The organism is Sphingomonas hankookensis, from assembly GCF_001619955.1.
GTDB classification, from domain to species: domain Bacteria; phylum Pseudomonadota; class Alphaproteobacteria; order Sphingomonadales; family Sphingomonadaceae; genus Sphingomonas; species Sphingomonas hankookensis_A.
The window spans coordinates 37,769-63,395 of record NZ_LQQO01000014.1 but is presented as its reverse complement, the minus strand read 5'-3'; the positions used below and the strand labels follow the sequence as shown (position 1 = coordinate 63,395).

Genomic DNA, 25,627 nt, shown 5'->3' with positions numbered 1-25,627 from the left:
GTGAGCCGACGATGATCGGCGACGCGTGCTCGCTGCCGATCCGGCGCGTGCCGACGCGGGCCGGTGCCGTTGGCGTCATCGTCGCCGGACAGGCTGGTCCACGCCTGCCGATCGTCCTGATCCATGGCGGCGGCATGGACCGGGCCGCGATCGCCTGGGCGCGGCTGATCGGGCCCCTGTCCGCCGACCGGATGGTCGTCGCGCCCGACCTGCCGGGCTTCGGCGCCAGCCTGTCGCTCGACCCGGTGGGCAGCGCGGCGGCGATGGCGGATATCGTCGGCGATGCACTCGATCGCGTCGGGGTCGATCGCGTCATCGTCGCCGGGGTGTCGATGGGCGGCGATGTCGCGCTGAACCTCGCGCTGCGCTCGCCCGATCGGGTCGCGGGTCTCGTCCTCGTCGCGCCCGGCGGCCTTGCGCCGCGGGTCCGCAATCCTGCCGTGCAGCTGCTGGCATGGGCGGCGGCGCAGTTGCCCGACGCGCTGCTGTTGCCGCTGGTGCGCTGGGGCAACCGCCATGTCGGGCAGCTCATCCGCCGCATGGTGGCCGATCCCGCGACCCTGCCGCCCGGGATCGCAGAACGCTTCGTCCGGGAAGCGGCCCGCGACCAGGCGGGCATCGCCTATCTGCGCTATAACCAGGCGTCGCTCGCGCCCACCCACCTGCGAAACGACCTGAGCGACCGCGTCGGGTCGATCCCGGCCCCCACCCTGTTCTTCCACGGCGCGAACGACCGCCTGGTCGCCCCCGCCGATTCGCGTCGCGCCGCCGCCCAGATGCCGCGTGCGCGCCTCGTGATCGTGCCCGATTGCGGCCATCTGGCGCAGATCGAGGCGCAGGACCGCTTCCGCGTCGAACTGGGCCTCTTCCTGGTCGAACATCGCCTGTGAACTCCGAAGGAGCACCCATGGAAAAGATCGATCTGAAGCGACAGTTTCGCGACCTCTACCACCCGCCGACACGCGATTTCGCCGATATCGTCGTCCCGCCCATGACGTTCGTGAAGGTCGACGGTGCGGGCGATCCGAACACCGCCGCCGCCTATCGCACTGCCGTCGAATGGCTCTACGGCGTCAGCTATGCGATGAAGTTCGCCGCAAAGGCGACGCTCAGCCGCGACTATGTCGTGCCGCCGCTGGAGGCGCTGTGGTGGTCGGACGATCCGGACAGCTTCGTCCGCCGCGAAAAGGACCGCTGGCACTGGACGGTCATGATCATGGCGCCCGACTTCGTAACACCGGCCCTGTTCGAGCAAGCGGTCGCGAAGATGCTGGCAAAGCGCGACGACCGCCCGCCCTCGCTGCGCTTCGAACCCCTGGCCGAAGGGCGTTCGCTCCAGATTCTGCACATCGGCAGCTATGACGAAGAGGGACCGGTCCTGCACCGCCTGCACGACACGGTCATGCCCGCCCTAAACCTCACCTTCGCCGGGCCGCACCATGAAATCTACCTGAGCGACCCGCGCAGGACCGCGCCCGCCCGGCTGCGCACGATCCTGCGCCAGCCGGTTCGCCCCGCCTGAGCGCGCCAAACCGCTTTCGGCGGCACGGCGCGCATGTCATGCTGCGCGCGATGAAGAAGCACGTCTATGAATCGCGGCTGCACGCGTTGCAGCTGGCGCTGGTGGAGACCCAGCTCGCGGCAGCCAAGAGCGGCGAACGTGTGGTGATCCTGCTCGAAGGCCGCGACGGCGCGGGCAAGGACGGCACGATCAAGCGGATGGTCGAGCATCTCTCGACCCGCTCGACCCGCATCGTCGCGCTGCCCAAGCCGTCCGACCGCGAACGCTCGCAATGGTATTTCCAGCGCTATGTCGCGCATCTGCCGGCGGCGGGCGAGATCGTGATCCTCAACCGGTCATGGTATAATCGCGCGGGCGTCGAGACGGTCATGGGCTTTTCGACCGCGACCGAACAGGAATCCTTCCTGCGCGACGCCCCCGATTTCGAACGGATGCTGATCGAAAGCGGCATTCGCCTGGTCAAACTCTGGCTCGACATCTCGCGCGAGGAGCAGAAGGCCCGGCTCGACGCGCGGCGGACCGATCCGTTGAAGCAGCTCAAGGTCTCGGACCTCGACGCGGTGGCGCAGGAGCGGTGGGACGATTATTCCGCGGCGCGCGACCGCATGCTCTCGCGCACCCACACCGCGCTGTCGCCCTGGCATTGCATCCGCGCCGACCACAAGAAGCCTGCCCGCATCGCCGCCCTCGCCCATGTCGTCGCCCGCATCGCCCCGGACGCCATCGCCCACGAACAGGATCTGCCTGATCCGAAGATCCTGTTCCTGTTCGACCAAAGCGCCATCACCGACGGCCGGCTGGCGTGCTGACGCTCAGCCCATATACACCGTCACCCCGGCCTTGAGCCGGGGTCCCGCTTCCTCTTGCCCGGTTGCAAAGTAAGCGGGACCCCGGATCAAGTCCGGGGTGACGAAGCTGGGTTCTATCGGTCCCTCATTGCCTCAAAAGCTATAGGCCACACCCACCGCGCCCAGCCACTGGTTGCTCGACCCGTTGCGCGCCACGATCGGGCTGTCGGCAAAGTCGTTGAGCAGCTTGCGATAGACGACCGTGCCGAACAGCTGCCAGCCCGAGCGCAGGTCGCCGCTGATCGAATGGCCGCCGATCGCGCCGAGCGTCCAGTTCTTCCACCCGCCCCGCGCATTGTAGACCGGCAGGCCGCTGGCGAACGACTGGGACGGGGTGATCGAGAAATAATTGTCGGCATAGCCTTCGCCGACGCGCTCGCCCGATACGAAGATGCCGGCAATCGCCTTGAGGCTGAGCGGCGTGACATAGGTCACGGTCGGTGCCAGCACGGTCGAGCCATGCCCGCCCGCCACGTCCTTGCGATAGCTGATCGACGCCGACAGCCGGTCGAACTGCGAGGTGATGACCCCGGTCTTGCCGATGCCGACATAACCGCCCAGTTCGATCGCGGTGCCGACCTTGCCCAGCGCACGGACCTGCGCATCGTCGATGCCCTTGGTCGTGTTGCGGTTCAGGCTCACCACCGCGATCGGCCCCGCCTGGAAATCCCAGGTCGGGCCGACCCCGTCGCGGATCAGGTCGACGCTGGCGCGGTTGCCGGCCAGCAGGAAATTGAACCCCGATACCCGGCCGGTGGCGGCGGGGACCGGCGTGAAGCCGTAATCGTCCGACCCTTCATAATCGGGCAGCACCGCCGCGCCGATCCCGACGACATAGAAATCGCCGCCGGTATCGTCGTTCGGCATGGCGGAGGCGGGCACCGCCGGCCCGGCCGCTTCCTGCGCAAAGGCGGGGGCGGCAACAGCGGCGGCGGCAGTCAGGACGGCGGCGAAAATGGCGCGCAAGGGCGTAGCTCCGGCAAATATTACAGCCGCGTAACGCTACGTTGCCGACTTCGGTCCGTCCTTTCTACTATAGCAGATAGCGAATCCGTACCTGTTGCATGGTTACATCACCCGCCAGCGGGAATTCCGCCGCGCTGAACTTGGGCGGACCGAAGCGGATCGCCGGATTGCGCGAAAAGCCGAAACCTTCGCGCGGGATGCCGGCAAAGGTGTCGAGCTTCGCATTGTTGTTTTCGTCATGGATCACCGACACGGCATAGTCGCCGCGTCCCAGCCCCGCGATCCGCACGCCGCCGGCATTGGCGGCGAAGGTGCGGGTGACGGCGTTGCGGTCGTCGGTGCAGCCGGGAAAATTCTTGGGGTCGGCGGTCAGGCAGAGGCGGATCACGCCCTTGGTCGAACGCAGGTCGCTGACCCGGACGTCAAGCGTGCCGGTCGGCATCGCCCCCGGCAACAGCGCCAGCGCCAGCACCGCCAGCGCGACGCGCCGCGCGCGCGCGCTCTTTTTCGAAGTCGCCAAGCCCGCCATCGGTGCCGCACAGCCGGTCCCAGAAGCGGAAATAGAGCCCGAAATTGCAGCCATAGCGTTCATGATGCCTCTGATGATGGCTGGCGGTAATCAGCCAGCCCCCCAATCGCCCCGCCCACATGAACCGGGGGAACATTTCCCATCCCATGTGGTTGGTGACGCCCATAACCGTCATGGTCGTCAGCACCAATGCCAGTGCACCGATATGAATCGGAATGACGAAGACGAGTAGCGGAATTACCACAGCACCGGTCAGCGCCTCGATGGGGTGAAACGCCATCGCCGCCCACGCGGTCGGCGGGCGGCTGGCATGGTGGACGGCATGGGCGATGCGAAACCATTTCGGCCGGTGCATCCAGCGATGGGTCCAATAGAACCAGGTGTCGTGCGCAAAGAGATAGAGCAGCACCGACAGCGGCAGATACCATAACGGGTACGCGTCGACGTCACGGTAGATCGCCGTCCAGCCGCGATGCTGCCACCCCCAGGCGACGATGCCGGCGGGGATGCCGTAAATGGCAGCGGACAGCAGCGACCAGCGAATCTCCTTGGCGATCTGCGGATCGAGGCCGCGATACAGCCCCGGATGCCGCACGCGCGTGGCAAAGGCGAAACCGGCCGAGGCAAGCAGATAGCGCACGCCCACGATCAGCGTCATCGCCACGGCGGACAACAGGATAGCCAGCGGGATCGACATGGGGGCCCTGTAGCGGATTGTGGGCGGGGAGGACAGGCTTAGATCCTCCCCGCCTGTGGGAAGCGATCGCCCTCCGCAACCCCACCGTCACCCCGGGCTTGACCCTGGGGTCCCGCTTCTCGCTCGGCCGGCTGTAGAAGAAGAAGCGGGACCCCGGGGTCAAGCCCGGGGTGACGAGGAAATCACACCGACTATCGACAGCGGCTGCCGCACGCTGAAGCCCCACCCCATCGGGCAAGCCGGCTTTCCGCCGTTGCTACCGCGACTTCGCTCCCCTACTGCCCCCCCATGCCAACCATCCATCAATGCGACCTCGCCATCGTCGGCGGGGGATTGTCCGGCGCCCTCATCGCGCTGGCGGCGGCGAAGCGGCGGCCCGATGCGCGCATCCGCCTGATCGAGGGGGCGGCGCACTTCGGCGGCAACCATGTCTGGTCGTTCTTCGGCAGCGACGTCGCGACCGAACAGCGCGCACTGGTGGCGCCGCTCGTCGCCCATGGCTGGCGCGGCTACGACATCGCCTTTCCGGCGCATGCCCGCACCCTCGACACCACCTATTATTCGATCACGTCCGAACGGCTCGACACGGTGCTGCGCGATACGCTGCCAAGTGAAACGCTGATGGCGTCGGCGCGGGTGCTGGGAGCCAGTCCGACCGCCGTCGTGCTGGCGGACGGCGACCGGGTGGAGGCGCAGGGGGTGATCGACTGTCGCGGCCCCGGCGACCTGTCGCATCTCGACCTCGGCTGGCAGAAGTTCATGGGGATGGAGTTGCACACCGCCTATCCCCACGGCGTCGAACGCCCGATCGTGATGGACGGATCGGTCGAGCAGATCGACGGCTATCGCTTCCTCTACACCCTGCCGTTCGATGCCTCGACGCTGTTCGTCGAGGACACATATTATAGCGACACCCCCGACCTCGACACGCAGGTGCTGGCGGGACGCATCGCCGCCTATGCCGCCGCAAAGGGCTGGGACGCGGCCACCGTCGGGCGCAGCGAAACCGGCGTGCTCCCGGTCGCGATGGGCGGCGATTTCGAGGAATATTGGCGTTCTGGCGGCAATCGCGTGGCAAAGGGCGGGATGCGCGCCGGGCTGTTCCATCCGCTGACCGGCTATTCGCTGCCCGACGCCGTACGTCTGGCGCAGCTGGTCGCCGACAGTTCGGACTGGTCGGGCGGAGCGCTCCACACGCTGACCCATGATTATGCGGCGTCGCTGTGGAAAAAGCGCGGCTTCTACCGGATGCTTGCGACAATGTTGTTCCGCGCGGCGGACCCTGTGGAACGCTACCGCGTGCTCGAACGCTTCTACCGGCTGGACGCGGCGCTGATCGGACGCTTCTATGCCGGGCAATCGAATTTGTTCGATCAGGCCCGGGTGCTGATCGGGAAACCGCCGGTGCCGATCGGGCGCGCGGTGCAGGCGTTGATGGGGAGACAGGGGTGAAGACGGCAGTCGTTATCGGCGCAGGGTTCGGCGGCCTCGCGCTCGCCATCCGGCTGCAGTCGGCGGGCGTGCAGACGACGTTGGTCGAGGGGCGCGACAAGCCCGGCGGCCGCGCCTATTATTGGGAGCGCGACGGCTTCGTCTTCGACGCCGGCCCGACGGTCATCACCGCCCCCGAGGCGTTGCAGGAACTCTGGCAGCTGACCGGCCGCGACATGGCCGAGGACGTGACGCTGGAACCGGTGTCGCCCTTCTACCGGCTCAACTGGCCCGACGGCACCAATTTCGACTACACCAACGACGACACGCTGCTGCGCTCCGAAATCGCCAAGCTCGATCCGGGCGATCTCGCCGGCTATGCCCGCTTCCTCGAATATTCGGCGGGGGTGTACGAGGAAGGCTATGTGAAGCTCGGCCACGTGCCGTTCCTCGACTTCGCCTCGATGATCAAGGCCGCGCCGGCGCTGGCGAAGTACCAGGCGTGGCGCTCGGTCTATTCGATCGTGTCGTCGTTCGTGAAGAACGACAAGTTGCGCCAAGCGCTGTCGTTCCACACCCTGCTGGTCGGCGGCGATCCGATGAAGACCAGCAGCATCTATGCGCTGATCCACAAGCTGGAGCGCGACGGCGGCGTGTGGTTCGCGCAAGGGGGGACCAACAAGCTGGTCGCCGGCATGGTCCGCCTGTTCGAAAAGCTCGGCGGCACGTTGATGCTCGGCGATCCGGTCAAGAGCATCGACACGCTCGGCGACCGCGCGACGGGGGTGACGACGAAGGGCGGCGTGGTGATCGGCGCCGACATGGTCGCGACCAATGCCGACCTGATGCACAGCTACAAGGACCTGCTGTCCGGTTCGCGCAGCGCGCAGCGCAAGGTGCAGCGGCTGGAGAAGAAGCGCTTCTCGCCGTCGCTGTTCGTCGTCCATTTCGGCATCAAGGGCACATGGCCGGGCATCCCCCACCACATGATCCTGTTCGGCCCGCGCTATAAGGGGCTGCTCGCCGACATTTACGACCATGGCGTGCTGAGCGAGGACTTCTCGCTCTATCTCCACCATCCGACCGTCACCGACCCGTCGATGGCGCCGGAGGGGCATTCGACCTTCTACGCGCTGTGCCCGGTGCCGCACACTGGCAAGTTCCCGGTCGACTGGGACCAGATCGGCCCGATCCTCGAAAAGCGCATTCTCGATGAAGTCGGCCGCCGCCTGATCCCCGACATTCACGACCGGATCGTGACGAAGTTCAGCTATATGCCGAGCGACTTCACCCACGACCTGAACGCCTATCAGGGATCGGCCTTCTCGCTGGAGCCGATCCTGACCCAGAGCGCCTATTTCCGCGCGCACAACCGCGATGACGATATCCCGAATCTGTATGTGGTCGGGGCCGGCACCCATCCGGGCGCGGGGATTCCCGGGGTCGTGGGAAGCGCCAAGGCGACGGCTGGGCTGATGCTGGGGGGCGAGGACTGAACGCCCTCTCCCGCGCCCAACCCCAACCCCAACCGTTTGGTTCGAGCAGCTTCGAGCTTGTCGAGAAGCGCCCGTCGAGAACGCCCCGTTTGAGGCACCCCCTTCTCGACTTCGGTTCTCGACAAGGCTCGAACCTGCGCTCGAAGCAAACGGATTGGGTATTGGGCAGGTAGGGGCAACGTCACCCGCTTGCCCCCCACCCGCCAATCGCCTACCTCCCACCCCCATGAAGCGCCTGGCCATCTATTGCGGGTCCGCGACCCCCGCCGACCCTGTCTATATCGACTCCGCCCGCGCCGTCGGCCGTGCGCTGGCGGAGCGCGGCATCGGCGTCGTCTATGGCGGCGGCAAGCTCGGCCTGATGGGCGCGGTCGCCGATGGCGCGATCGAGGCGGGTGGCGAGGTGATCGGCGTGATCCCGACCGCGCTGGTGAAGGCAGAGGCCGCGCACAAGGGCCTCACCGAACTGCACGTCGTCGACACGATGCATCAGCGCAAACAGGCGTTCACCGACCTGTCCGACGGCTTCGTCACCATCCCCGGCGGCACCGGCACGATGGACGAATTGTGGGAGGCGATGAGCTGGGCACAGCTCGGCTATCACACCAAGCCGGTCGGATTGCTCAACGTCGCCGGCTTCTACGACCATCTGATCGCCTTCGTCGCGAAGATGGCCGAGGTCGGCTTCATGCGCCCGATGCACCGCGACATATTGCTGGTCGCCGACACGCTCGACGCGCTGCTGGGCAAGATGGCGGCGCACACGCCGGTGCAGGCGATCATCCATATGAGCAGCAAGGACCTTTGATCCCGCCCCGCGCAGCGCTCGTCGCGCATGCTCGCGACACGATCGCGCGCGGCTCCAAGAGTTTCGCGGCGGCGAGCAAGCTGTTCGATCCCGTCACCCGCGAACGCGCCTGGCTGCTCTATGCGTGGTGCCGCGCCTGCGACGACCTGGCCGACGGGCAGGACATGGGCCATGGCATGCAGCGGCTCGACGATGCGCAGGAACGCCTGACCCTGATCCGCGCGCGCACCGCGCAGGCGCTGGCCGGGCAGCCGACCGGCGATCCCGCCTTCGACGCGCTGGGCGTGGTCGCAGCCGAGGTCGGCCTGCCGCATGCCCTCGTGTACGACGTGATCGACGGGTTCCAGCTCGACGCCGATGGCTGGCAGCCGGTAAGCGAAGCCGACCTGTACCGATATTGCTATCACGTCGCCGGCGCGGTCGGCGGGCTGATGGCGGTGGTGATGGGCGTGCCCGCGCACGAACAGGACACGCTCGACCGCGCCTGCGATCTCGGCCTCGCCTTTCAGCTCGCCAATATCGCCCGCGACGTGCGCGAGGATGCCGACGCCGGCCGCTGCTATCTGCCGCGCGACTGGCTGGCCGAACAGGGCATCGACCCCGCCGATCCGATGGCGACGCCCGACCGGGTCGCGATCCTCGCCCGCCGCATGGCCGCGCGCGCGGCTTCCCACGAAGACAGCGCCCGCGTCGGTGCCGCCCGCCTGCCATGGCGCTCGGCCTGGGCGGTGCTCGCCGCCGCCGACATCTATGGCGGCATCGCCCGGAAAGTCGCCGCCGCCGGCCCCGCCGCATGGGACCAGCGGCAGAGCACATCGAAAGGCGAAAAGATCGCCGCCATCGCCCGCGCCTTCGTGGCGGCCCGCTGGCGCCCCGCGCCGGATACCCCGCGCGACCCGGTACTGTGGACGCGCCCCGCCTGACCCACCCGTCACCCCGGGCTTGACCCGGGGTCCCGCTTCTTCTCGACGGCACGAAAAGCGGGACCCGGGATCAAGTCAGCTTGGGAGCGGAGCGCTCACTCCTCCTCCTTCACCTTGTCCGTCGCCACGGTAATGTCCCGCCCCAGCAGCGCCTGCACGTAAATCCGCTGCACCAGCACGAACACGACGATCGTCAGCGGCGCCGCCAGCAGCACGCCGATGAACCCGAACAACAGCCCCATGCCGATGACCGAGAACAGCAACACGGCGGGCGGCACGTCGACCGCATGTTTCTGGACGATGGGTTGCAGGATATTGCCCTGGATCTGCTGGACGATCAGGAACAGCACGATCGTCCACAACGCGGTCGACGGCGACTGGGTAAAGGCCAGCAGCACGGCGGGCACGCCGGCGATGATCGGCCCGACGAACGGCACGATGTCCATCAACCCGGCGATCAGCCCCAGCCCGATCGCGGCCGGCACGCCCAGCAGCGACAGCCCCGCCCCGGTCAGCACCGCGACGACGATGATCGCCACCGCCTCGCCCTTCATCCATCCGCGCAGGCCGCCGGCGGCGTCGTCCACCGCCTTGCGCGCGACGCCCTCGGCCTTGGGCGGCACCAGCGTCACCAGCCCCCGGCGATAGAGTTCGGGATCGGCCGCCAGGAAAATCGCCCCGACCAGCACCAGCACCGCATCCGACAGCCCCGACCCGATCGACAGGGCATAGCCGCCCGCGCGCGACATGATCGTCGACAGGTCGCTGCTGCCCTGCGTCAGCAATTCGCGCGACGGCTCGCCCAGTCCCCAGCTGTCGAGCTGACGCTGCACCGCCTGGAATGCCGCCGGGATCTGTTCCTGGATCGTGTCGAACTGCTGCGCCAGCTGCGCGCCGAACGCATAGAAGATGCCGATCACCGTACCGAGCAGCAGGATGACCGACAGCGCCAGCGCCAGCCCGCGCGGCAGCCGCGTCCATCGCTCGATCCGGTTGGCCACCGCGCTGAACAGCACCGCGATCGTCGTCGCGGCGAACACCAGCAGCACCAGCCGCATCATGCTGACCAACAGCCACGCCGCGCCAACGATCGCCAGTACCATCACCGTCATCGCCGCGACCCGGCCGTAACCGGGCGTCGCGCGCTGCGTATCGTTGTCGGCCATCCCGCTTTTCCCCTTATGCGCCCTCCAACGGTCGGAACGCCGCCGCGTTCCGGTTCGGCTGCGTTACAATGTCATCCTTTTTGCGGATCGTTCGCAATTGGATTGCATCCTCCATGTTCGTTCGCTAATGCGAGCGAATTGCATCAATACATCGGGGGTGGTGTGAAGCGGTTTTGGATGTCGGTCGCGGGCGCGGCCATGGTTTCGGTTCCGGCACTGGCACAGGACCGCGCAGACCCGCCCGCCGATGACGAGATCATCGTGCAGGGCCGCGCCCAGCAACTCTACCGCACGCTCGTCACCACCGTTGGCAAATCGGCACAGGACCCGCTCGACATTCCGCAGGCGCTGCAGGTCATCAATGCCGACCTGTTCGTCGATCAGGGCGCGCGCGACGCGACCGACATCTATCGCAATATCTCGGGCGTCAGCGCATTCAGCTATGCCGGCGTCACCTTTCGCGGCTTCCGCCAGGACCAGTCCTTCTACGACGGACAGCGCGGCAATCCGTTCATCGGCTTTTCGGTCCCGCAACTGTTCAACATCGACCGGGTCGAGGTGCTCAAGGGTCCTGCCGGGCTGTTCTTCGGCCCAGGATCGCCCGGCGGCATCATCAATTACGTGTCGAAGACGCCGTCGGACCGCGCCGCGCTGCGCACCGTCGTCACTGCCGGCAATTACGACCGGTTCGGCATCTCGGCGGAGGCGACCGACCGGATCGATGCCGATGGCGTGGTCAGCTACCGCCTCGGCGGCTTCTACGAAGCGATGCGGCCCTATCGCTTCAACACGCTGAACAAGTCGCTGATCGGCGATGCCGGCCTGTCGATCCGCACCAATCCCGGCGGGCTGCTGACGGTGCAGGTCACGACCTATGACAATTATCTGCGCGCCAACCGGCTGCGCGGGGTGCTGGTCGACGATAGCGGGCGCTTCCTCGGCTCGATCCGCTGGAACGCCAATGAAAAGAGCGATTTCCTCCACCTGACCTCGACCGCGACCCAGGCGCGCTATGCGACCGCGATCGGCGACGCGATCACGTTCGATGTCGGCGCCCGCTACTTCAAGGCGACCGAGCGGCAGAAATATCACGAGCCGCGCGGGCGCAACGCCGCCAACCCCGATCTGGTGCTGCGCGAATTCCGCGATCAGGTCCGCCCGGTCGACGGCCTGTCCTTCGCCGCCAATGCGACCGCGACCACGACATTGCTCGGCATGGAGCACCGGTTCCAGTTCGGCGGCGACTGGTTTCGCGAAACGAATATCCTGCGCTCGCGCATCCTGCGCAGCGGCGTGCTGCCCTTGAGCCTCAGCCGCCCGGTCTATGGCCGCTCGGACGGGGATGCCACGCGGGCGATGGCGCTGCCCTTCACCGTCACCGACACCCGCTCGACCCGCTATGGCTTTTATGCGCAGGATCAGATTTCGCTGACCGAGCAGTTTCTGCTGGTCGGCGGGCTGCGCTACGACCGGTTCGACGATGGCGTGACCGTCGCCACCGGCAACCGCGTCACCGCCCGCTCGCGCTATGCCGACAGCGACGTCACCTTCCGCGGCGGCGCGATCTATCAGCCACGCACCGACCTGTCGCTCTATGTCAGCTGGTCGCAGGGATTCGAACCGCAGGCCAGCGCGTCGCAGGCGACCGACGCCGGCGGCCCGTTCGCGCCGGTCACCGGCAACCAGTGGGAAGGCGGCGTCAAATCGCTCCTGTTCGACGGCCGGTTGCAGGCGAATGCCGCGCTGTACCGCATCGTCCGCGAAAACATCCTGCAGGTCGATCCCGCGTTGCCCCCGGTCAATGGCGTCGATCAGCTGCGCCCGATCGGGCAGGTGACCAGCAAGGGGGTCGAACTCGACCTGACCACCGACCTCACCCGCAACTGGGTGCTGCTCGCCAACTATGGGTATAATGACGCGCGGATCACCGCCACCGCGCCGGGACAGGCGATCACCAACGCGGTCGGCACCCGCTTCGCCAATGCCCCTGCGCACAAGCTCGGCTTCTGGACCCGCTATCAGCTGCCGGTGATCCGGACCGCCCTTGCGTTCGGCGGCGAACATGTCTCGCGCCGCATCAGCCTCGCCGGACAGACGGTCCGGCCCTACACCATCTTCGACGCGTCGATCACGCAGCAGCTGGGCTTTGCCGAACTGATGCTCCGGGTCGATAACCTCTTCGACACGGTGTACGCCGCCTCGGGCTTCTCGGCACAGACCGGCCACTTCCCCGGCGACCCGCGCACCGTCTTCGCCGAACTACGCGCGAAGTTCTGACGCGACCTATCTCCCTCCCATCGTCACCCCGGGCTCGACCCGGGGTCCCGCTTCTTCTTCGCCCCCCCCCCGGATCAAGCCGGGGGCAACGACCCCCAGGCATCGATCGCCGCCCAGCCGGCAATCCCCTTCAGCGTCCGCGCCCGTGCCGCCGTCATCCCGCCCAGCGCGATGACCGGCACGCGCGCACCCACGATCAGCCGCTGGAACCGCACCCGCCCCAGCGCCCGCGCACCGGGATGCGACCGGGTGGGAAAGACGGGCGAAACGAAGATGCCATCGACCCCCGCCCGCTCGGCGGCGATGCGTTCACGCATCGAATGCACCGGCCGCGTCGCCAACCCCTTGGTCTTGCACGCCTTTCTTCCGTGCACCCCATCGCCACCCCGCAGCGGCGGCCCCGCCACCAGCAGCACCAGCCCCCGCGCCCGCGCGATCCGCCGCACCTGTGTAAACTTCCGCCGCCGTTCCCCTTCGGGTGTGGCATAATGCCGGAACACGACACCACTCCCCCGCGGCAACTTCGCCACCATCGCCGGCAATGCCTCGCCCAACCGTTCATCGGTCATCAGCCAGCGGGTCGGCAAAGGGTGGCGGCGGCGCATGGCGGCCTCTATAGCGCGCGCGATGACCAAAACCGACACCCCGCTCGGCCTCGTTCGCGACCGGATCGCCCATGCCGAATCGATCGCCCGCCGCCCCCGCGGCGCGACGACGCTGATCGCCGTCAGCAAGACCCATGACGCCGCCGCGATCCAGCCGCTGATCGACGCCGGACAGCGCGTGTTCGGCGAAAACCGGGTACAGGAAGCGCAAGGCAAATGGCCGGCATTGCAGGAGCTTACGCCCGGCATCGAACTGCATCTGGTCGGTCAGCTCCAGTCGAACAAGGCCGAGGATGCCGTCCGCCTGTTCGACGCGATCCATTCGGTCGACCGCCCCTCGCTGGTCGCCGCGCTGGCCAAGGCGATCGACAAGACCGGCCGCGCGCCCGCCTGTTTCCTCCAGGTCGATATCGGTGACGAACCGCAAAAGGGCGGCTGCGCGCTGTCGGACCTGCCCGCGCTGCTGGCCGAGGCGAAGGCCGCCGGGCTTCCCGTCGCCGGGCTCATGTGCGTGCCGCCCGCCGGCCTCGACGCCGCGCCCTATTTCGCGCTGACCGCCAAGCTCGCCCGCGACCATGGCCTCACCGGCCTCAGCATGGGCATGTCCGACGATTTCGAAACCGCCGTGACGCTCGGCGCGACCCATGTCCGCATCGGCTCCGCCCTGTTCGGCGCGCGGGGCCAGTAAAGGAACGATGATGACCCGTCCGAAAGCCCTGTTGTTCGACTTTGACGGCGTGCTGCTGGAAAGCGAATTTGCCGGCAACCGCCAGATCGCTGACTTCCTGACCCAGGCGGGCCATCCGACCAGCGCCGCCGATTCCATGGCCAATTTCATGGGCCTGTCGGGCGACCACTTCACCCAGGCGATCGAGAAATGGGTCGGCGGCCCGGTGCCCGACGGCTTCTGGGACGCGCGCGCCATCGAGGATGCCCGCGTGCTGGCAGAGGGGGTCGAGGCGGTGGCCGGGGCGGTCGCCTTCGTCCGGTCGCTCCCCGCCGACCTGCCGCGCGCGATCGTGTCGTCCAGCACGACCCACTGGATCGCGACGCATCTGGACCATCTCGGCATCCGCGACGCGTTCGGCGACCATATCTACAGCGGCAAGGAGCATGTCGCGAACGGCAAGCCCGCGCCCGACCTCTATCGGTACGGGGCGAAGCAGCTCGGCGTCGCGATCGAGGACTGCGCGATCCTCGAGGATTCGCCGGTCGGTGTCACCGGCGCCGTTGCATCCGGCGCCCGCGTGATCGGGCTGTGCGCCGGGTCCCATTGCGGCGTCGGCCATGACGACCGCCTGCGCGCGCTCGGCGTGACCGAGATCGCGCATGGCTTCGACGAGGTGGCGCGGTTGCTCGGGCTGGAACCGGTGTCGGTCTGAGTGTGGCCGGACGGTTGGTCCACGTAATGGCGTAAGCGAGTAGCAGGTGGTTTTCACGCGGAGGCGCGGAGACGCGAAGAAGAAGATTAGATTTCGCGCAGAGGCGCAGAGGCGCAGAGGCGCAGAGAGGTTGCGTTTGCCGCGTCCTCATCCGCGCCAGCGGCCTCATCTTAAGCCGAAGCGGGCGCGACGGTCTACCGATCGAGCGCAAGGTGGCAGCAAACGCAACCTCTCTGCGCCTCTGCGCGAACCAATTTCTTCTTCTATTCGAGCCAGCGGGAACACTGGAGGGCGGCACCAACCGCAACCCCTTCGCGCCTCCGCGTGACCCCCATTCTTCTTTCCGAAGCCGGGCCGTTACTGGCCCTTCTTCGCCGCCTGTTCCGCCGCGGCCGGATCGACCGACGGCGCGCCCGATGCCGGGGTCGCGGCGTTGACGACGTCGGCGGTGTTGGCCGGAGCCCCCTCCGCGACATTGCCCTCCGCCTCGGCCGGCGCCGCCTCGGCACCCGCGGCGGGAGCGGCCGGCAGCGGCAGGTTCGATCCCTGCGAATTGAGATAGGCGATGACGTTCGCCCGGTCCTCGGCGCTGCCCAGACCCGCAAAGGTCATCTTGGTGCCCGGCGCATATTTGCGCGGGGACGTCAGCCACGCATTCATCGAATCGAAGTCCCAGTTGCCCGGGATACCGGTCAGCGCGCTCGAATAGGCGAATCCCGGAATATGGCCGTGCTTCTTGCCCAGCACGCCCCACAGGTTCGGACCGATGCCGTTGGCCCCGCCCTGGTTCACCGTGTGGCAGGCGGCGCATTTCTTGAACACTTCCGCGCCCTTGGCGACGTCGGCGGTGGCGAGCAGCGTGGCGATCGGCACGGCGGCGGCAGCGCCACCCCCGGCTTCGGCGGCGCCCTCGACCGGATAGCCCGGCTTTTCCGGCGGACCGGAGTGAAACACCATGCCGCTGGCGATGGAAAGTCCGAGGGCAGCGGCGCAACCGGCCAATACCCAACCTGCGATGGTGTTCGTCCGGTCGTCCATGCCCTGAGCCGTCTCACCTAAATGTGGTTCTGTTTGGGGCCATGCTTAGAGGCGGCATCCGATACTGGCAAGACAGGGTTGCCGCCTGCCCCCGCGACCGATAATCGCCGCACCCCATGCAGAAATACGCCGCACCCGCGCGCCCGCTGGTGGCGCAGATGATCGAAGCCGCCGCGCGCGACCCGAATCGCACCGTCGCCTTTCAGGGCGCACCCGGCGCCAATTCGCATGTCGCGCTGACACAGGCGTTTCCCGACGGCCTGCCGCTGCCCTGTTTCGGCTTTGCCGATGCGATCGATGCGGTGCGTGTCGGACAGGCGGACTGCGCGATCATCCCGATCGAAAATTCGCTGCATGGGCGCGTGGCGGACATGCATTTCCTGCTGCCCGAATCCGGGCTGGTCATCACCGGCGAACATTTCCTGCCGATTCGCCATGCGCTGATGGGTCTGGGCCCGGTCGAGGGCATTCGTCAGGCGATGAGCCACGAACAGGCGCTGGGCCAATGCCGCCACTGGCTGAGCGCGCGCGGGATCGAGCCGGTAGCGCATCCCGACACCGCGGGTGCGGCGGCATCGGTCGCGGCGATCGGCGACCCGACGGTGGCGGCACTCGCCCCCCCGGCGGCAGCCGAGCTGTACGGGCTGCAACTGCTGGCCGACGACATTGCCGATGCCGACCATAATACGACCCGCTTCGTCGTCCTCGCCCGCGCCGCGCCGCCCGAACTGCCCGAGGGGCCGTGCATGACGACTTTGGTGTTCGAGGTGAAGAACCTACCCGCCGCGCTCTACAAGGCGATGGGCGGCTTCGCGACCAACGGCGTCAACATGACGAAGCTGGAAAGCTACCAGCGCGGCGGCACCTTCGCCGCGACGGAGTTCTTCTGCGACATCGAAGGACGGCCGGGCGAGCCGCATGTCGACCGCGCGCTCGACGAACTGCGGTTCCACAGCAAATGGGTGCGGTTGCTGGGGAGCTACGGGCGGGCAAGGGAGCGGGGGTAGAATTTCCCTCTGCGCACCCCGTTCGGTTCGAGCAGCTTCGAGCCTGTCGAGAAGCGTCCGTCGAGAACCTATTGCTTGGGGCAACCCCTTCTCGACTTCGGTTCTCGACAAGCTCGAACCTGCGCTCGAAGCAAACGGCGGCGAGGTGAAGGGGGCTTAAGTCACCCCACCACCCACGCCATCAACAGACTCCGCGCAATCGCATGGCCCGGCGGCGCGATGAACCGCGTCGTATCCCCGGCCAGCGCCGCGCGAACCTCGTCCCGCGTCGCCCAGAACGCGTCCTCCAGCTCGGTCGCATCGATCCGGAGTGCATCGTCCGCCGCCGTCGCGATGCACGCGATCATCAGCTGCGACGGAAACGGCCAGGGCTGGCTGGCGACATAGCGCACGCCGGCAACCGCGACACCCGCTTCCTCCAGCACCTCGCGCGCGACCGCTTCCTCGATTGATTCCCCGACCTCGACGAATCCGGCCAGCGCCGAATAGCGTCCTGCCGGCCAGCTCGGCTGGCGACCCAGCAGCACGCGGTCGTCATGCTCGACCGCCATGATGACCACCGGGTCGGTCCGCGGAAAATGCAGCGCGCCGCATCCCGGACACGACCGCGCCCAACCGCCACGCGCGACGACGCTCGCATGGCCGCACCGCGCACAGAAACCATGCCGCGAATGCCAGTCGACCAGGCTGCGCGCGATGCCGTAGAGCGCGACGTCAGCCGCCGGCATCTCCGCCAGCGCGGCCATCAGCGCGGGCGACCGCATAGCCGGCGCGCTGCCGTCGCCCTCGCCCGCCACGAACAGCGGCGCGCCCTCCAGATAGCCGAGCAGCAGCGCATCGCGGCGCGCCGGGTCCATCGCAGCCAGCTGCAGCGCCCCGTCCTCCGCCACCGGCGGCTCCAATCCGGTCAGCACCAGCAGCCGCGCCGCCGGATCGGCCAGGCACCGGGCGAATGCGGCCGGATCGTCGCGCTCATTGTCGGCACGGACCAGCGCCACGCCGGTAAAGCCGATCATCGCACCGGCCCGGCAAGATCGCTGGCCAATGCCTTCACCAGATCGTCGCGCAGCGGCCATTTGTCCGCCGGGAAGTAATTGACCATGAGGGTCCCGCGCACCTGCCGCACCGGATCGACGAACGCGACCGTGCCGGCCGCCCCGCCCCAGCCATAGGTGCCCTTGCCCGGCCGTCCGGGCAGCGTTTCCAGATACACCGAACCGCCCGCGCCAAAGCCCATTTTCGGCCCCGCCTGCCCACCGGTAGCCCCGTCGACCCCGCCAAAGGTCACGCCGGCCGGCAACAGGTTCGACATGCCCAGCGCCACCGTGGCCGGTTTCATCACCCGCTTGCCGTTCAACGTGCCGCCATTCTGGAGCATGTGAAGAAACCGGTCGTAATCCGCCGCCGACATGACGAGACCCGCTCCGCCATAGGGGAAGCTCGGCGGCGACAGCCAGACCGACGTGGCGCCCGGATCGACCGGCACCAGATTGTCGCCGGCCCAGGCATAGTTGGTGACCAACCGCCCCTTCTGCGCCGCCGGGACCGTCCAATAGGTCGACGTCATGCCCAGCGGACCGAACATCCGCGTCTGCAAGAACCGCTCGAACGACATGCCCGAAGCCACCTCGATCACCCGACCCAGTACGTCCAGCCCGATCGAATAGCTCCACTTCGTCCCCGGTTCGGCGATCAGCGGCAGGGTGGCGACGCGGTTGGCGAATTCCTCCAGCGATTTCGGCCGTGCCTGCGCCATCGCGACCTCGGCCTGCGCGTTGACCGCTGCCGGCACGATGCCCAACCGCTCATATTCCTTGAGCAACGGCCCCTTGGTCACGATGCTGTAGCCAAGGCCGGCGGTGTGGGTCAGCAGATGGCGCACGGTGATCGGCGTGGTCGCCGGCCGGCTGGCGAGGCTCTTGTCGGGGTCGGTCAGCACCTTCATCGACTTGAAGCCGGGGATGAAGTCGCTGATCGGCTGGTCGAGCTTCAGCTTGCCGTCCTCGACCAGCATCATCGCCGCCATGCCGGTGATCGGCTTGGTCATCGAATAGACGCGCCACAGCGTATCGACATTGGCCGACGCGGCATTGGCGTCGGTGGCGACCCGGCCGGCGGCATGCGCGCTGGTCCAGTCCGGCCCGCCGACGATCACCACCATGCCCGGCGCCTTCTTCTGCGCGACATAGCTGCGGACCATCCCGTCGGTTGCGGGCAGTGCACGGACCGCCGGGCGGGCGGGCGCGCGCGGCGGAGCGGCCTGTGCCCAAGCCACCGCCGGCTGCACCAGCAACAGCGCGCCGGTCAGCGCCAGCATATTTCGGACCCGGTTCTCACCCCTCATCGCATTCCCTCCACAGCCGTTATCGCCCGCGCGAACAGCGTCGGCATGCCGGCGGCTTCAAGGTCCGCGACCGGCCACCATTCGCCCTGCGCGGTGTCGTCGACTGCATCCGCCACCATGACGGTGCAGGCAAGATCGAAATGGGTAAAACCATGGCGGACCAGACCGATGGCGCGCCAGTCGGCGGCGAACGGCGCGCCTTCGGCGCCCGGATCGCTATCGCTCCACGGCCCGGTCGGCAGCGCGCGCATACCGCCCAGCATCCCCTTGTCCGGCCGCCGCACCAGCAGCACCCGCCCGTCCCGTTCCGCCCAGAACAGCGTGCCGAATCGCTGCGGCTTCGCCTTCTTCACAGCCTTGACCGGAAAGGCGTCGGGCGTGCCCATCGCATAGGCCGCGCAATCGTCGCGCAGGGGGCAGAGCAGGCAGCGCGGCGAGCGGGCGGTGCAGACCATCGACCCCAGGTCCATCATCGCCTGCGCGAAATCGCCCGCGCGGGCGTCCGGCGTGATCGTATCGGTGCCCGCGCGGATCGCCGGGCGGGCACCGGGCAAGGGCTCCGCAACCGCGAACAAGCGCGACACGACCCGCTCGACATTGGCATCGACCACCACCGCCCGCCGGCCAAAGGCGATCGCCGCGATCGCCGCCGCCGTATAGTCGCCGATCCCCGGCAGCTTGCGCAGATCGCTTTCGGTGTCGGGCAGCCCGCCCCGCGCCGCGACGACCCGCGCGCAGGCCAGCAGGTTGCGGGCGCGGGCATAATAGCCCAGCCCCGCCCATGCCGCCATGACATCGGCATCGTCCGCCGCCGCCAGCGCCGCGAACGACGGCCAGCGCGCGGTCCACGCCTCGAAATAGGGCCGCACGCTCGCCACCTGCGTCTGCTGGAGCATCACCTCCGATAGCCACACGCGGTACGGATCGGGCGCTGCCGTTCCGGGCGGGCTGCGCCACGGCAGGGAACGATGGTTGCGATCATACCAGTCGAGCAACCGTTCGGCGACAGAGAGATGCTTGGCGTCCACGTCGGCTCTATGGCATGGGATGCCGACAATGACGACGCGCCCCCGCCCCCATGCGACGATTCCCGAACCCCGCCGGCGTGGCGGTGCGCGGCCCGTGGCCGAATTGCTGCCCGATATCGGCGGCGCGGCGTTCCGCAAGTTCGGTTTCGTCCAGTCGGCGGTGGTGAGCCGCTGGGGCGAGATCGTCGGCGAACGCTTCGCCCGCGTGTCCGCCCCCGAATCGATCCGCTTCCCGCCGGGCAAGCGCGCCGACGGAACGCTGACGCTGATCGTATCGGGCGCGCATGGCACGATGATGCAGCATATCGCGCCCGAAATCGTCGAGCGGGTGAATCGCTTCTTCGGCTATCCGGCGGTCGCCCGGCTCCAGTTCCGGCACGGCGAGGTCCGCCCGCGCCGCCCGGTGCCGCCGCGCCGTGAACCGCCGCCGGTCCCGGCCGAAATGCACGAAAGCCTGCGCGACATCGCCGATCCCGAGCTGCGCGAGGTGCTTGCCGCACTCGCCGGTGCGGTCGCCGCCCCGCCGCCCCCCGCCATTCCGATCCTCGGCAAGGTCCGCTGATGCGTATCCTCATCCTGCTCTGTTCGTTCATCCTCGCGCTGTTCGGGATGCCCCCGGCCAAGGCGCAGGCCCCGGCCAAGGCGGCGACCGCGCGCAACTGGACCAACAGCGTCACGATGCTGCCGACCGGCGGCATCGCGGTCGGCAATCCGATGGCGCGGGTGCAACTGGTCGAATGGGCCAGCTATACCTGTTCGCACTGCGCCGCCTTCGCCCGCGATGCGAAGCCCGAGCTGACCGCGCTGACCCGCTCCGGCAAGGTACGCGTCGAATATCGCACGCTCCCGCGCGACGCGCTCGACCTGACCGCCGCGCTACTCGCGCGCTGTGGCGGGGCGAACCGCTTCCTGGCGGCGCATGACGCGATCTTCGCGCAGCAGAGCGCGATGCTCGACAAGGCCGAGGCATTCGCCGCGACGCCGCCCGCGCAGCAGCCGACCCCGACCATCGGCAAGCGGCTGGAACAGCTCGCCGCTGCCACCGGGCTGCGCACGCTGGTGCGGGGACAGGGCGTGGACGATGCGAAGATCACCGCCTGCCTGAACGACGAAGCCGCACAGAAGCGGGTGATCGCCATTGCCGAAGCGGCGCAGGCGGCCGGCGTCGAAGGCACACCCAGCTTCGAGGTCAACGGCAAGAAGGTCGAAGCCCATGACTGGGCGACGCTCAAGCCGTTCCTGACCGCCTCCTGATCCTTAGAAGAGAGTAGATCCCATGCGTTTCGCCTTCCCCCTGATCGCGCTTGGCCTGTTGTCGGCCTGTGGCGGTGGTGATTCCGGCACCGGCACCAATGGCAGCGCCGCCGCGCCGGTCGCCAATGTCGCCGCGCCGGCCGGCAAGAAATGGACCGACATGGTCGCGGTCACGCCGGAGGGCGGCTATCGCATCGGTAACCCCGACGCGGCGGTGAAGCTGGTCGAATATGGTTCGCGCACCTGCCCGACCTGCGGGGCCTTTGCCCGCGAAGGCAACGAACCGCTCATCAACAACTATGTCTCGACCGGCAAGGTGAGCTTCGAATTCCGCGACTTCGCGGTGCACGGCGCGCCCGATCTGGCGGCGGCGGTGCTCGGCCGCTGCAACGGCACGGCGACCTTCTTCCCGCTACTCGAAGCCATGTATCAGGACCAGGCGGCGACGCTGGAGCGGATGCAGGCGATCCCGCAGGCCGAACAGGCGCGGTTGCAGTCGATCCCGCCCTTGCAGGCGGTTACCGGCTGGGCCGATGCCGCCGGCTTCGTCGATTTCGTCAAGCAGCGCGGCGTGCCCGAGGCGAAGGCGCGCCAGTGCCTCGCCGACCAGAACCTGCTGCAACAGGTGGTGAAGATCACCGAAGAAGGCGGCGCGACCGTCACCGGCACCCCGACCTTCCTGATCAATGGCGAAAAGGTCGAGAATGCGGTGACTTGGCCACAGATCGAGGCAGCGCTGAAGGGCGCCGGCGCCTGACCCCATGGCCGCGGGTGACGACGCGGCCACTTCACGCGCGCCGGGGCTGACGCTCCGACGACTGCGGCTGAGCGGATTCAAGAGCTTCGTCGACCCCGCCGATCTGGTGATCGAACGCGGGCTGACCGGCGTGGTCGGCCCCAATGGCTGCGGCAAGTCGAACCTGCTCGAAGCGCTGCGCTGGACCATGGGCGAGAACAGCGTGAAATCGCTGCGCGGCGCCGGCATGGACGATGTCATCTTTGCCGGCGCCGAAACCCGCCCGCCCCGCGACTTTGCCGAGGTCGCGATTCTTGCCGAGGATGCAGCGGGCGACGAGGTCGAGATCGTCCGCCGGATCGAACGCGGTGCCGGCTCCGCCTATCGTATCAACGGTCGCGACGTGCGGGCGAAGGACGTGTCGCTGCTGTTCGCCGATGCCGCGACCGGCGCGCATTCGCCCGCGCTCGTCAGCCAGAACCGGATCGGCGCGGTCATCGCCGCCCGCCCCGCCGAACGCCGCGCGATGCTGGAGGACGCCGCCGGCATCTCCGGGTTGCATATTCGCCGCAAGGATGCCGAGGGAAAGCTGCGCGCCACGGAGACCAATCTCGACCGGCTGGGCGAAATGGCGCAGGAACAGGATGCCCGCGCCGCCGTCCTCCGGCGGCAGGCGCGGATCGCCGCCCGCTATCGCGAACTGACCGACGCGATCCGCATCGCCGAGGCGCGCGCCATCTATGCCCGCTGGCGCGATGCCGCCACCGCCGCCGATGCCGCCAGGGCGGAGGCGAACGCCGCCGAAACCCTCGTCGCCAGCCACGGCAGCGCGCAGGCGGAGTCGCTCGCCGAACAAACCGCCGCGACGCAGGCCTTGGCCGCCGCCCGCGCGACCGCGCAGGAACTGCGGCAGCGCGCGGCCGATGCCGGCCATGCCCGCGAACGGTTGCAGGCGCAGGCCCATGCCGCGACCCGGCGGCTGGCCGATCTGGAGGCGCAGGCCACGCGGCTGAGCGAGGATCGCGCGCGCGAGGCGGCTCTGGCCGGCGATGCCGCCAATGCAGCGGCGCGGCTGACCGACGAGATCGCGCGGCTGACGCAGGCTATCGCCGATGCGGCGGCACGCCTCCCCGAACTGGACGGGGCGCTGGTCCGGGCGACCGAGGCCGCGATGGCCGCCGATGCCGCCCATGGCGAAGCGGTCGCGGCCCAGGCCGCCGAACTGGCCGAGGCTCGCGTCGCCGCCGCCGCACAGGACGCAGCGCGCATCCGCCTCGACCGCGCGCGCCGCGACGAAGCGCGTGCGCTCGCCGAACAGGGGGCATTGCCGGCGCTCGCACCGCTGACCGTCGAGCGGACGGCAGCCGTCGAGCGTCGCGCGGCAGCACTGGCCAGCGCCGACACCGCCCGCACCACCATCGCCCATGCCGATGCCGCCGAACGATCCGCGCAGGAGGCGCGCGGCCGGGCACAGGCCGACCGCGCGACCGCCGCCGCCGAACTCGCCGCGTTGGACGGGGAGATCGGCGCGCTCGAACGCGCGCTCCGGCGAAGCGGGCGGGCGCGGATCATCGATTCGGTACGCGTCGAGCCGGGGTTCGAAGCGGCATTGGCGGCGGCGCTGGGCGACGATCTCGACGCCGGGACCGATCCGGCGGACGACCGCTATTGGGAGGATGCCGGGAACAGGGCCGATGGTCCGCCGGTGCCGCACGGCATCGGGCGACTATCGGCGCAGGTTGCCGCCCCCGCGCTCGCCCGGCGTTTGGCGCAGGTGCTGGTCGTGGAACGCGACGAGGGCACGACGCTGGCGGTCGGGCAACGGCTGGTGACGCTCGACGGGGCGATGCGCCGCTGGGACGGCCTGCGTGCCCGAGCCGGATCGGGGGCCGCCGCCGCCGAACGCCTCGCCCGCGCCAACCGGCTGCGGGCGTTGGGGCAGGAACGCCCGGCACTGATCACCCGCCGCGACACCGCCGACGCGGCACTCGCCGCCGCCGATGCCGCGATCGCCGATGCGCGAACGACCCTCGCCGCCGCCCGCCGCACGCTCGAACAGGCCGAAGCGCAGGCCCGCGAGGCATTGCGCGCCGAAGATCGCGCCACCGCCGCGATCGAACGGGCACAGGCGCGCGCCGACGACGTTGCCGCCCGTCTGCAACGCCTCCGCGCCGACCTGATCGAGGCGCAGGACGAGAGCGACCGCGCCGATGCCGCGCTTGGCCAGCTACCCAATCGCAGCGCGACCGCCGGCCGCGTCGCGGCGCTGGCGGGCGCAGCGGCGACCGCGCGGACGCAGATGGCCGACGCCCGCTCGGCCCGTTCCGCGCTCGACGCCGCCCTCAGGCGCGACCGCGAACGGCTGGAGACGGCGAAGACCGAACTGTCCGCGTGGCGATCGCGCGCTACCGATGCCGATCACCGCATTGCCGAGGTCGAGGCGCGAGCCGCCACGCTCGCCGCCGACCGCGCGGCGTTGCGCGACCGGCCAGCGGCCCTTGCCGCGGAGCTGGCGCAGGTCGATGGCGCGCTCGGCGATCTACGCCGCGCCGCGACCGAGGCGGCTACGCTCGAAACCGCGGCCGAAACCCGCCTGCGCGCCGCCGAGCGGGCGGGCAGTACCATCGCCGAATCGCTCGCCTCGGCCCGCGAACGCCGCGCCGGCGCGTCCGCGCGGGCCGACGCGCAGGAACAGCGCCGGCTGGAAATGGGGCGGTTGTCGGGCGAACGCTTCCAATGCCCCCCGCCGCTGCTGCCGCGCATCGGCTTTGTCGGCACGGAGGTGGGCGATGCGACCGACGAGAGTGCCGCGCACGACCGGCTGCTCGCCGACCGCGACCGGATCGGCCCGGTCAATTTGATCGCCGACACCGAACTGGCCGAACTGGAAGCGGCACAGGGCGAGACCACCGCCGAACGTGCCGAACTGGCCGAAGCGGTACAGCGGCTGCGCGGATCGATCGGCACGCTCAACCGCGAAGGGCGCGCGCGGCTGCTGACGGCGTTCGACGCGGTCGACGGCCATTTCCGCCGCCTGTTCGGCGCGCTGTTCGACGGCGGGCAGGCGCAGCTCGCGCTGGTCGATTCGGACGATCCGTTGGAAGCGGGCCTCGAAATCCTCGCCCAGCCGCCGGGCAAGCGGCTGCAATCGCTGACCCTGCTGTCGGGCGGCGAACAGGCGCTGACCGCCGTCGCGCTGATCTTCGCGCTGTTCCTGACCAACCCGTCGCCAATCTGCGTGCTCGACGAGGTCGACGCGCCGCTGGACGATGCCAATATCGATCGCTTCTGCGACCTGCTCGACCGCATGGCCGCCGATACCGACACCCGCTACCTGATCGTGACCCACAATGCCGCGACGATGAGCCGGATGCACCGGCTGTTCGGCGTGACGATGGTCGAACGCGGGGTCAGCCGGCTGGTATCGGTCGATCTGGGCGGCGCGACGGGACTGCTCGCGGCGGAGTAGAACAGCCCCCCACACAACCAAGAAACGTCACCCCAGCGTAGGCTGGGGTCTCGCGCGGCGAGGAGCGCGTTTCACAACGGGGAGACCCAGCCTGCGCTGAG

At 68.8% G+C, this 25,627-nt stretch carries 24 protein-coding genes; 15 read left to right on the top strand and 9 right to left on the bottom strand.

The features are described from left to right. Window positions 1–11 precede the first annotated feature (11 nt). Genes AVT10_RS08990 through ppk2 form a run of 3 tightly spaced genes read left to right on the top strand, consistent with a single transcriptional unit; the run spans window position 12 to window position 2,331 of the window. Complete coding sequence (locus AVT10_RS08990) at window positions 12–890, top strand: alpha/beta fold hydrolase (RefSeq protein ID WP_066689972.1); 879 nt, start codon at window positions 12–14, stop codon at window positions 888–890. A gap of 17 nt (window positions 891–907) precedes the next feature. Continuing rightward, the gene (locus AVT10_RS08985) at window positions 908–1,522 is read left to right on the top strand and encodes a GyrI-like domain-containing protein (RefSeq protein ID WP_066689970.1); all 615 of its coding nucleotides are present in this window, start codon (window positions 908–910) and stop codon (window positions 1,520–1,522) included. 38 nt (window positions 1,523–1,560) lie between these two features. Then, window positions 1,561–2,331, top strand: coding sequence for a polyphosphate kinase 2 (ppk2, locus tag AVT10_RS08980; RefSeq protein WP_232307940.1), 771 nt, complete (start codon window positions 1,561–1,563; stop codon window positions 2,329–2,331). A 132-nt stretch (window positions 2,332–2,463) separates the two neighbouring features. Here ppk2 and AVT10_RS08975 read toward each other — a convergent pair whose 3' ends face one another. The 3 genes from AVT10_RS08975 to AVT10_RS08965 all read right to left on the bottom strand — a co-directional run bounded on the left by AVT10_RS08975 (window position 2,464) and on the right by AVT10_RS08965 (window position 4,556). After that, window positions 2,464–3,336 (bottom strand): MipA/OmpV family protein, encoded by an 873-nt coding sequence (locus AVT10_RS08975; protein ID WP_066689968.1) that lies wholly within the window; start codon window positions 3,334–3,336, stop codon window positions 2,464–2,466. Between the two features lie 67 nt (window positions 3,337–3,403). Continuing rightward, window positions 3,404–3,856, bottom strand: coding sequence for a DUF2141 domain-containing protein (locus AVT10_RS08970; protein WP_332307311.1), 453 nt, complete (start codon window positions 3,854–3,856; stop codon window positions 3,404–3,406). Then, the gene (locus AVT10_RS08965; RefSeq protein WP_126014388.1) at window positions 3,759–4,556 is read right to left on the bottom strand and encodes a sterol desaturase family protein; all 798 of its coding nucleotides are present in this window, start codon (window positions 4,554–4,556) and stop codon (window positions 3,759–3,761) included. The genes AVT10_RS08970 and AVT10_RS08965 overlap by 98 nt, the downstream gene beginning before the upstream one ends. Before the next feature lie 294 nt (window positions 4,557–4,850). Here AVT10_RS08965 and crtY point away from each other — a divergent pair, with 294 nt between their 5' ends. The 4 genes from crtY to AVT10_RS08945 all read left to right on the top strand — a co-directional run bounded on the left by crtY (window position 4,851) and on the right by AVT10_RS08945 (window position 9,220). Further along, entirely contained in the window at window positions 4,851–6,014 is a 1,164-nt protein-coding gene (gene crtY / locus AVT10_RS08960) for a lycopene beta-cyclase CrtY (protein ID WP_066689962.1), read from the top strand. After that, window positions 6,011–7,489, top strand: a complete 1,479-nt coding sequence (locus AVT10_RS08955) for a phytoene desaturase (RefSeq protein WP_066689960.1) — start codon at window positions 6,011–6,013, stop codon at window positions 7,487–7,489. The genes crtY and AVT10_RS08955 overlap by 4 nt, the downstream gene beginning before the upstream one ends. Window positions 7,490–7,715: 226 nt before the next feature. Beyond that, window positions 7,716–8,297 carry a TIGR00730 family Rossman fold protein gene (locus AVT10_RS08950; RefSeq protein ID WP_066689958.1) on the top strand — a complete coding sequence of 194 codons (582 nt, stop codon included), beginning with the start codon at window positions 7,716–7,718 and terminating at the stop codon, window positions 8,295–8,297. After that, window positions 8,294–9,220, top strand: coding sequence for a phytoene/squalene synthase family protein (locus AVT10_RS08945; protein ID WP_066689956.1), 927 nt, complete (start codon window positions 8,294–8,296; stop codon window positions 9,218–9,220). The genes AVT10_RS08950 and AVT10_RS08945 overlap by 4 nt, the downstream gene beginning before the upstream one ends. A 95-nt stretch (window positions 9,221–9,315) precedes the next feature. Here AVT10_RS08945 and AVT10_RS08940 read toward each other — a convergent pair whose 3' ends face one another. Further along, window positions 9,316–10,386, bottom strand: coding sequence for an AI-2E family transporter (locus tag AVT10_RS08940; protein ID WP_066689954.1), 1,071 nt, complete (start codon window positions 10,384–10,386; stop codon window positions 9,316–9,318). A gap of 198 nt (window positions 10,387–10,584) precedes the next feature. On the opposite strand from AVT10_RS08940, the gene AVT10_RS08935 reads away from it, so the two are divergent. Next, a complete protein-coding gene (locus tag AVT10_RS08935; RefSeq protein WP_232307939.1) occupies window positions 10,585–12,663 on the top strand; it encodes a TonB-dependent siderophore receptor in 2,079 nt (692 codons plus the stop codon). 74 nt (window positions 12,664–12,737) lie between these two features. Here the strand turns inward: AVT10_RS08935 and AVT10_RS08930 are convergent, their stop codons facing one another. Then, a complete protein-coding gene (locus AVT10_RS08930) occupies window positions 12,738–13,268 on the bottom strand; it encodes a thiamine phosphate synthase (RefSeq protein WP_066689950.1) in 531 nt (176 codons plus the stop codon). A gap of 22 nt (window positions 13,269–13,290) precedes the next feature. Here AVT10_RS08930 and AVT10_RS08925 point away from each other — a divergent pair, with 22 nt between their 5' ends. Both AVT10_RS08925 and AVT10_RS08920 read left to right on the top strand, forming a co-directional pair. Next, window positions 13,291–13,956 (top strand): YggS family pyridoxal phosphate-dependent enzyme, encoded by a 666-nt coding sequence (locus AVT10_RS08925; RefSeq protein WP_066689948.1) that lies wholly within the window; start codon window positions 13,291–13,293, stop codon window positions 13,954–13,956. A gap of 10 nt (window positions 13,957–13,966) precedes the next feature. Continuing rightward, window positions 13,967–14,650, top strand: coding sequence for an HAD family hydrolase (locus AVT10_RS08920; RefSeq protein WP_066690002.1), 684 nt, complete (start codon window positions 13,967–13,969; stop codon window positions 14,648–14,650). A gap of 357 nt (window positions 14,651–15,007) precedes the next feature. On the opposite strand, the gene AVT10_RS08915 is transcribed toward AVT10_RS08920, so the two are convergent. Further along, window positions 15,008–15,688, bottom strand: coding sequence for a c-type cytochrome (locus AVT10_RS08915; protein ID WP_066689946.1), 681 nt, complete (start codon window positions 15,686–15,688; stop codon window positions 15,008–15,010). Window positions 15,689–15,804: 116 nt separating this feature from the next. Between AVT10_RS08915 and AVT10_RS08910 the strand changes: the two genes are divergently transcribed. After that, window positions 15,805–16,695, top strand: a complete 891-nt coding sequence (locus AVT10_RS08910) for a prephenate dehydratase (RefSeq protein ID WP_066689944.1) — start codon at window positions 15,805–15,807, stop codon at window positions 16,693–16,695. Window positions 16,696–16,856: 161 nt separating this feature from the next. Here AVT10_RS08910 and nudC read toward each other — a convergent pair whose 3' ends face one another. The 3 genes from nudC to AVT10_RS08895 are packed head-to-tail and all read right to left on the bottom strand — an operon-like array spanning window position 16,857 to window position 20,067. After that, entirely contained in the window at window positions 16,857–17,711 is an 855-nt protein-coding gene (gene nudC, locus AVT10_RS08905; protein ID WP_066689942.1) for an NAD(+) diphosphatase, read from the bottom strand. Next, window positions 17,708–19,012 carry a serine hydrolase domain-containing protein gene (locus tag AVT10_RS08900; protein ID WP_084401524.1) on the bottom strand — a complete coding sequence of 435 codons (1,305 nt, stop codon included), beginning with the start codon at window positions 19,010–19,012 and terminating at the stop codon, window positions 17,708–17,710. The genes nudC and AVT10_RS08900 overlap by 4 nt, the downstream gene beginning before the upstream one ends. 23 nt (window positions 19,013–19,035) lie before the next feature. Next, a complete protein-coding gene (locus tag AVT10_RS08895; RefSeq protein WP_232307938.1) occupies window positions 19,036–20,067 on the bottom strand; it encodes an A/G-specific adenine glycosylase in 1,032 nt (343 codons plus the stop codon). Window positions 20,068–20,086: 19 nt separating this feature from the next. Here AVT10_RS08895 and AVT10_RS08890 point away from each other — a divergent pair, with 19 nt between their 5' ends. Genes AVT10_RS08890 through AVT10_RS08875 form a run of 4 tightly spaced genes read left to right on the top strand, consistent with a single transcriptional unit; the run spans window position 20,087 to window position 25,526 of the window. Further along, window positions 20,087–20,629, top strand: a complete 543-nt coding sequence (locus tag AVT10_RS08890; protein ID WP_066689938.1) for a DUF721 domain-containing protein — start codon at window positions 20,087–20,089, stop codon at window positions 20,627–20,629. Beyond that, on the top strand, window positions 20,629–21,321 hold the full coding sequence (locus AVT10_RS08885; protein ID WP_066689936.1) for a DsbA family protein: 693 nt from the start codon (window positions 20,629–20,631) through the stop codon (window positions 21,319–21,321). The genes AVT10_RS08890 and AVT10_RS08885 overlap by 1 nt, the downstream gene beginning before the upstream one ends. Before the next feature lie 22 nt (window positions 21,322–21,343). Then, the gene (locus tag AVT10_RS08880) at window positions 21,344–22,078 is read left to right on the top strand and encodes a thioredoxin domain-containing protein (RefSeq protein WP_066689935.1); all 735 of its coding nucleotides are present in this window, start codon (window positions 21,344–21,346) and stop codon (window positions 22,076–22,078) included. A gap of 46 nt (window positions 22,079–22,124) precedes the next feature. Further along, entirely contained in the window at window positions 22,125–25,526 is a 3,402-nt protein-coding gene (locus tag AVT10_RS08875; protein WP_066689998.1) for a chromosome segregation SMC family protein, read from the top strand. Window positions 25,527–25,627 lie beyond the last annotated feature (101 nt).

Excerpts from the sequence above, each read along its gene's own strand:
- AVT10_RS08990 (WP_066689972.1), top strand. The coding sequence starts at position 12 with ATGATCGGCGACGCGTGCTCGCTGCCGATCCGGCGCGTGCCGACGCGG.
- AVT10_RS08880 (WP_066689935.1), top strand. The coding sequence starts at position 21,344 with ATGCGTTTCGCCTTCCCCCTGATCGCGCTTGGCCTGTTGTCGGCCTGT.
- AVT10_RS08925 (WP_066689948.1), top strand. The coding sequence starts at position 13,291 with ATGACCAAAACCGACACCCCGCTCGGCCTCGTTCGCGACCGGATCGCC.
- AVT10_RS08900 (WP_084401524.1), bottom strand. The coding sequence starts at position 19,012 with ATGCTGGCGCTGACCGGCGCGCTGTTGCTGGTGCAGCCGGCGGTGGCT.
- AVT10_RS08915 (WP_066689946.1), bottom strand. The coding sequence starts at position 15,688 with ATGGACGACCGGACGAACACCATCGCAGGTTGGGTATTGGCCGGTTGC.
- nudC (WP_066689942.1), bottom strand. The coding sequence starts at position 17,711 with ATGATCGGCTTTACCGGCGTGGCGCTGGTCCGTGCCGACAATGAGCGC.
- AVT10_RS08910 (WP_066689944.1), top strand. The coding sequence starts at position 15,805 with ATGCAGAAATACGCCGCACCCGCGCGCCCGCTGGTGGCGCAGATGATC.
- AVT10_RS08935 (WP_232307939.1), top strand. The coding sequence starts at position 10,585 with ATGGTTTCGGTTCCGGCACTGGCACAGGACCGCGCAGACCCGCCCGCC.
- AVT10_RS08890 (WP_066689938.1), top strand. The coding sequence starts at position 20,087 with ATGCCGACAATGACGACGCGCCCCCGCCCCCATGCGACGATTCCCGAA.
- crtY (WP_066689962.1), top strand. The coding sequence starts at position 4,851 with ATGCCAACCATCCATCAATGCGACCTCGCCATCGTCGGCGGGGGATTG.
- AVT10_RS08930 (WP_066689950.1), bottom strand. The coding sequence starts at position 13,268 with ATGCGCCGCCGCCACCCTTTGCCGACCCGCTGGCTGATGACCGATGAA.
- AVT10_RS08920 (WP_066690002.1), top strand. The coding sequence starts at position 13,967 with ATGACCCGTCCGAAAGCCCTGTTGTTCGACTTTGACGGCGTGCTGCTG.
- AVT10_RS08940 (WP_066689954.1), bottom strand. The coding sequence starts at position 10,386 with ATGGCCGACAACGATACGCAGCGCGCGACGCCCGGTTACGGCCGGGTC.
- AVT10_RS08985 (WP_066689970.1), top strand. The coding sequence starts at position 908 with ATGGAAAAGATCGATCTGAAGCGACAGTTTCGCGACCTCTACCACCCG.
- AVT10_RS08950 (WP_066689958.1), top strand. The coding sequence starts at position 7,716 with ATGAAGCGCCTGGCCATCTATTGCGGGTCCGCGACCCCCGCCGACCCT.
- ppk2 (WP_232307940.1), top strand. The coding sequence starts at position 1,561 with ATGCTGCGCGCGATGAAGAAGCACGTCTATGAATCGCGGCTGCACGCG.
- AVT10_RS08885 (WP_066689936.1), top strand. The coding sequence starts at position 20,629 with ATGCGTATCCTCATCCTGCTCTGTTCGTTCATCCTCGCGCTGTTCGGG.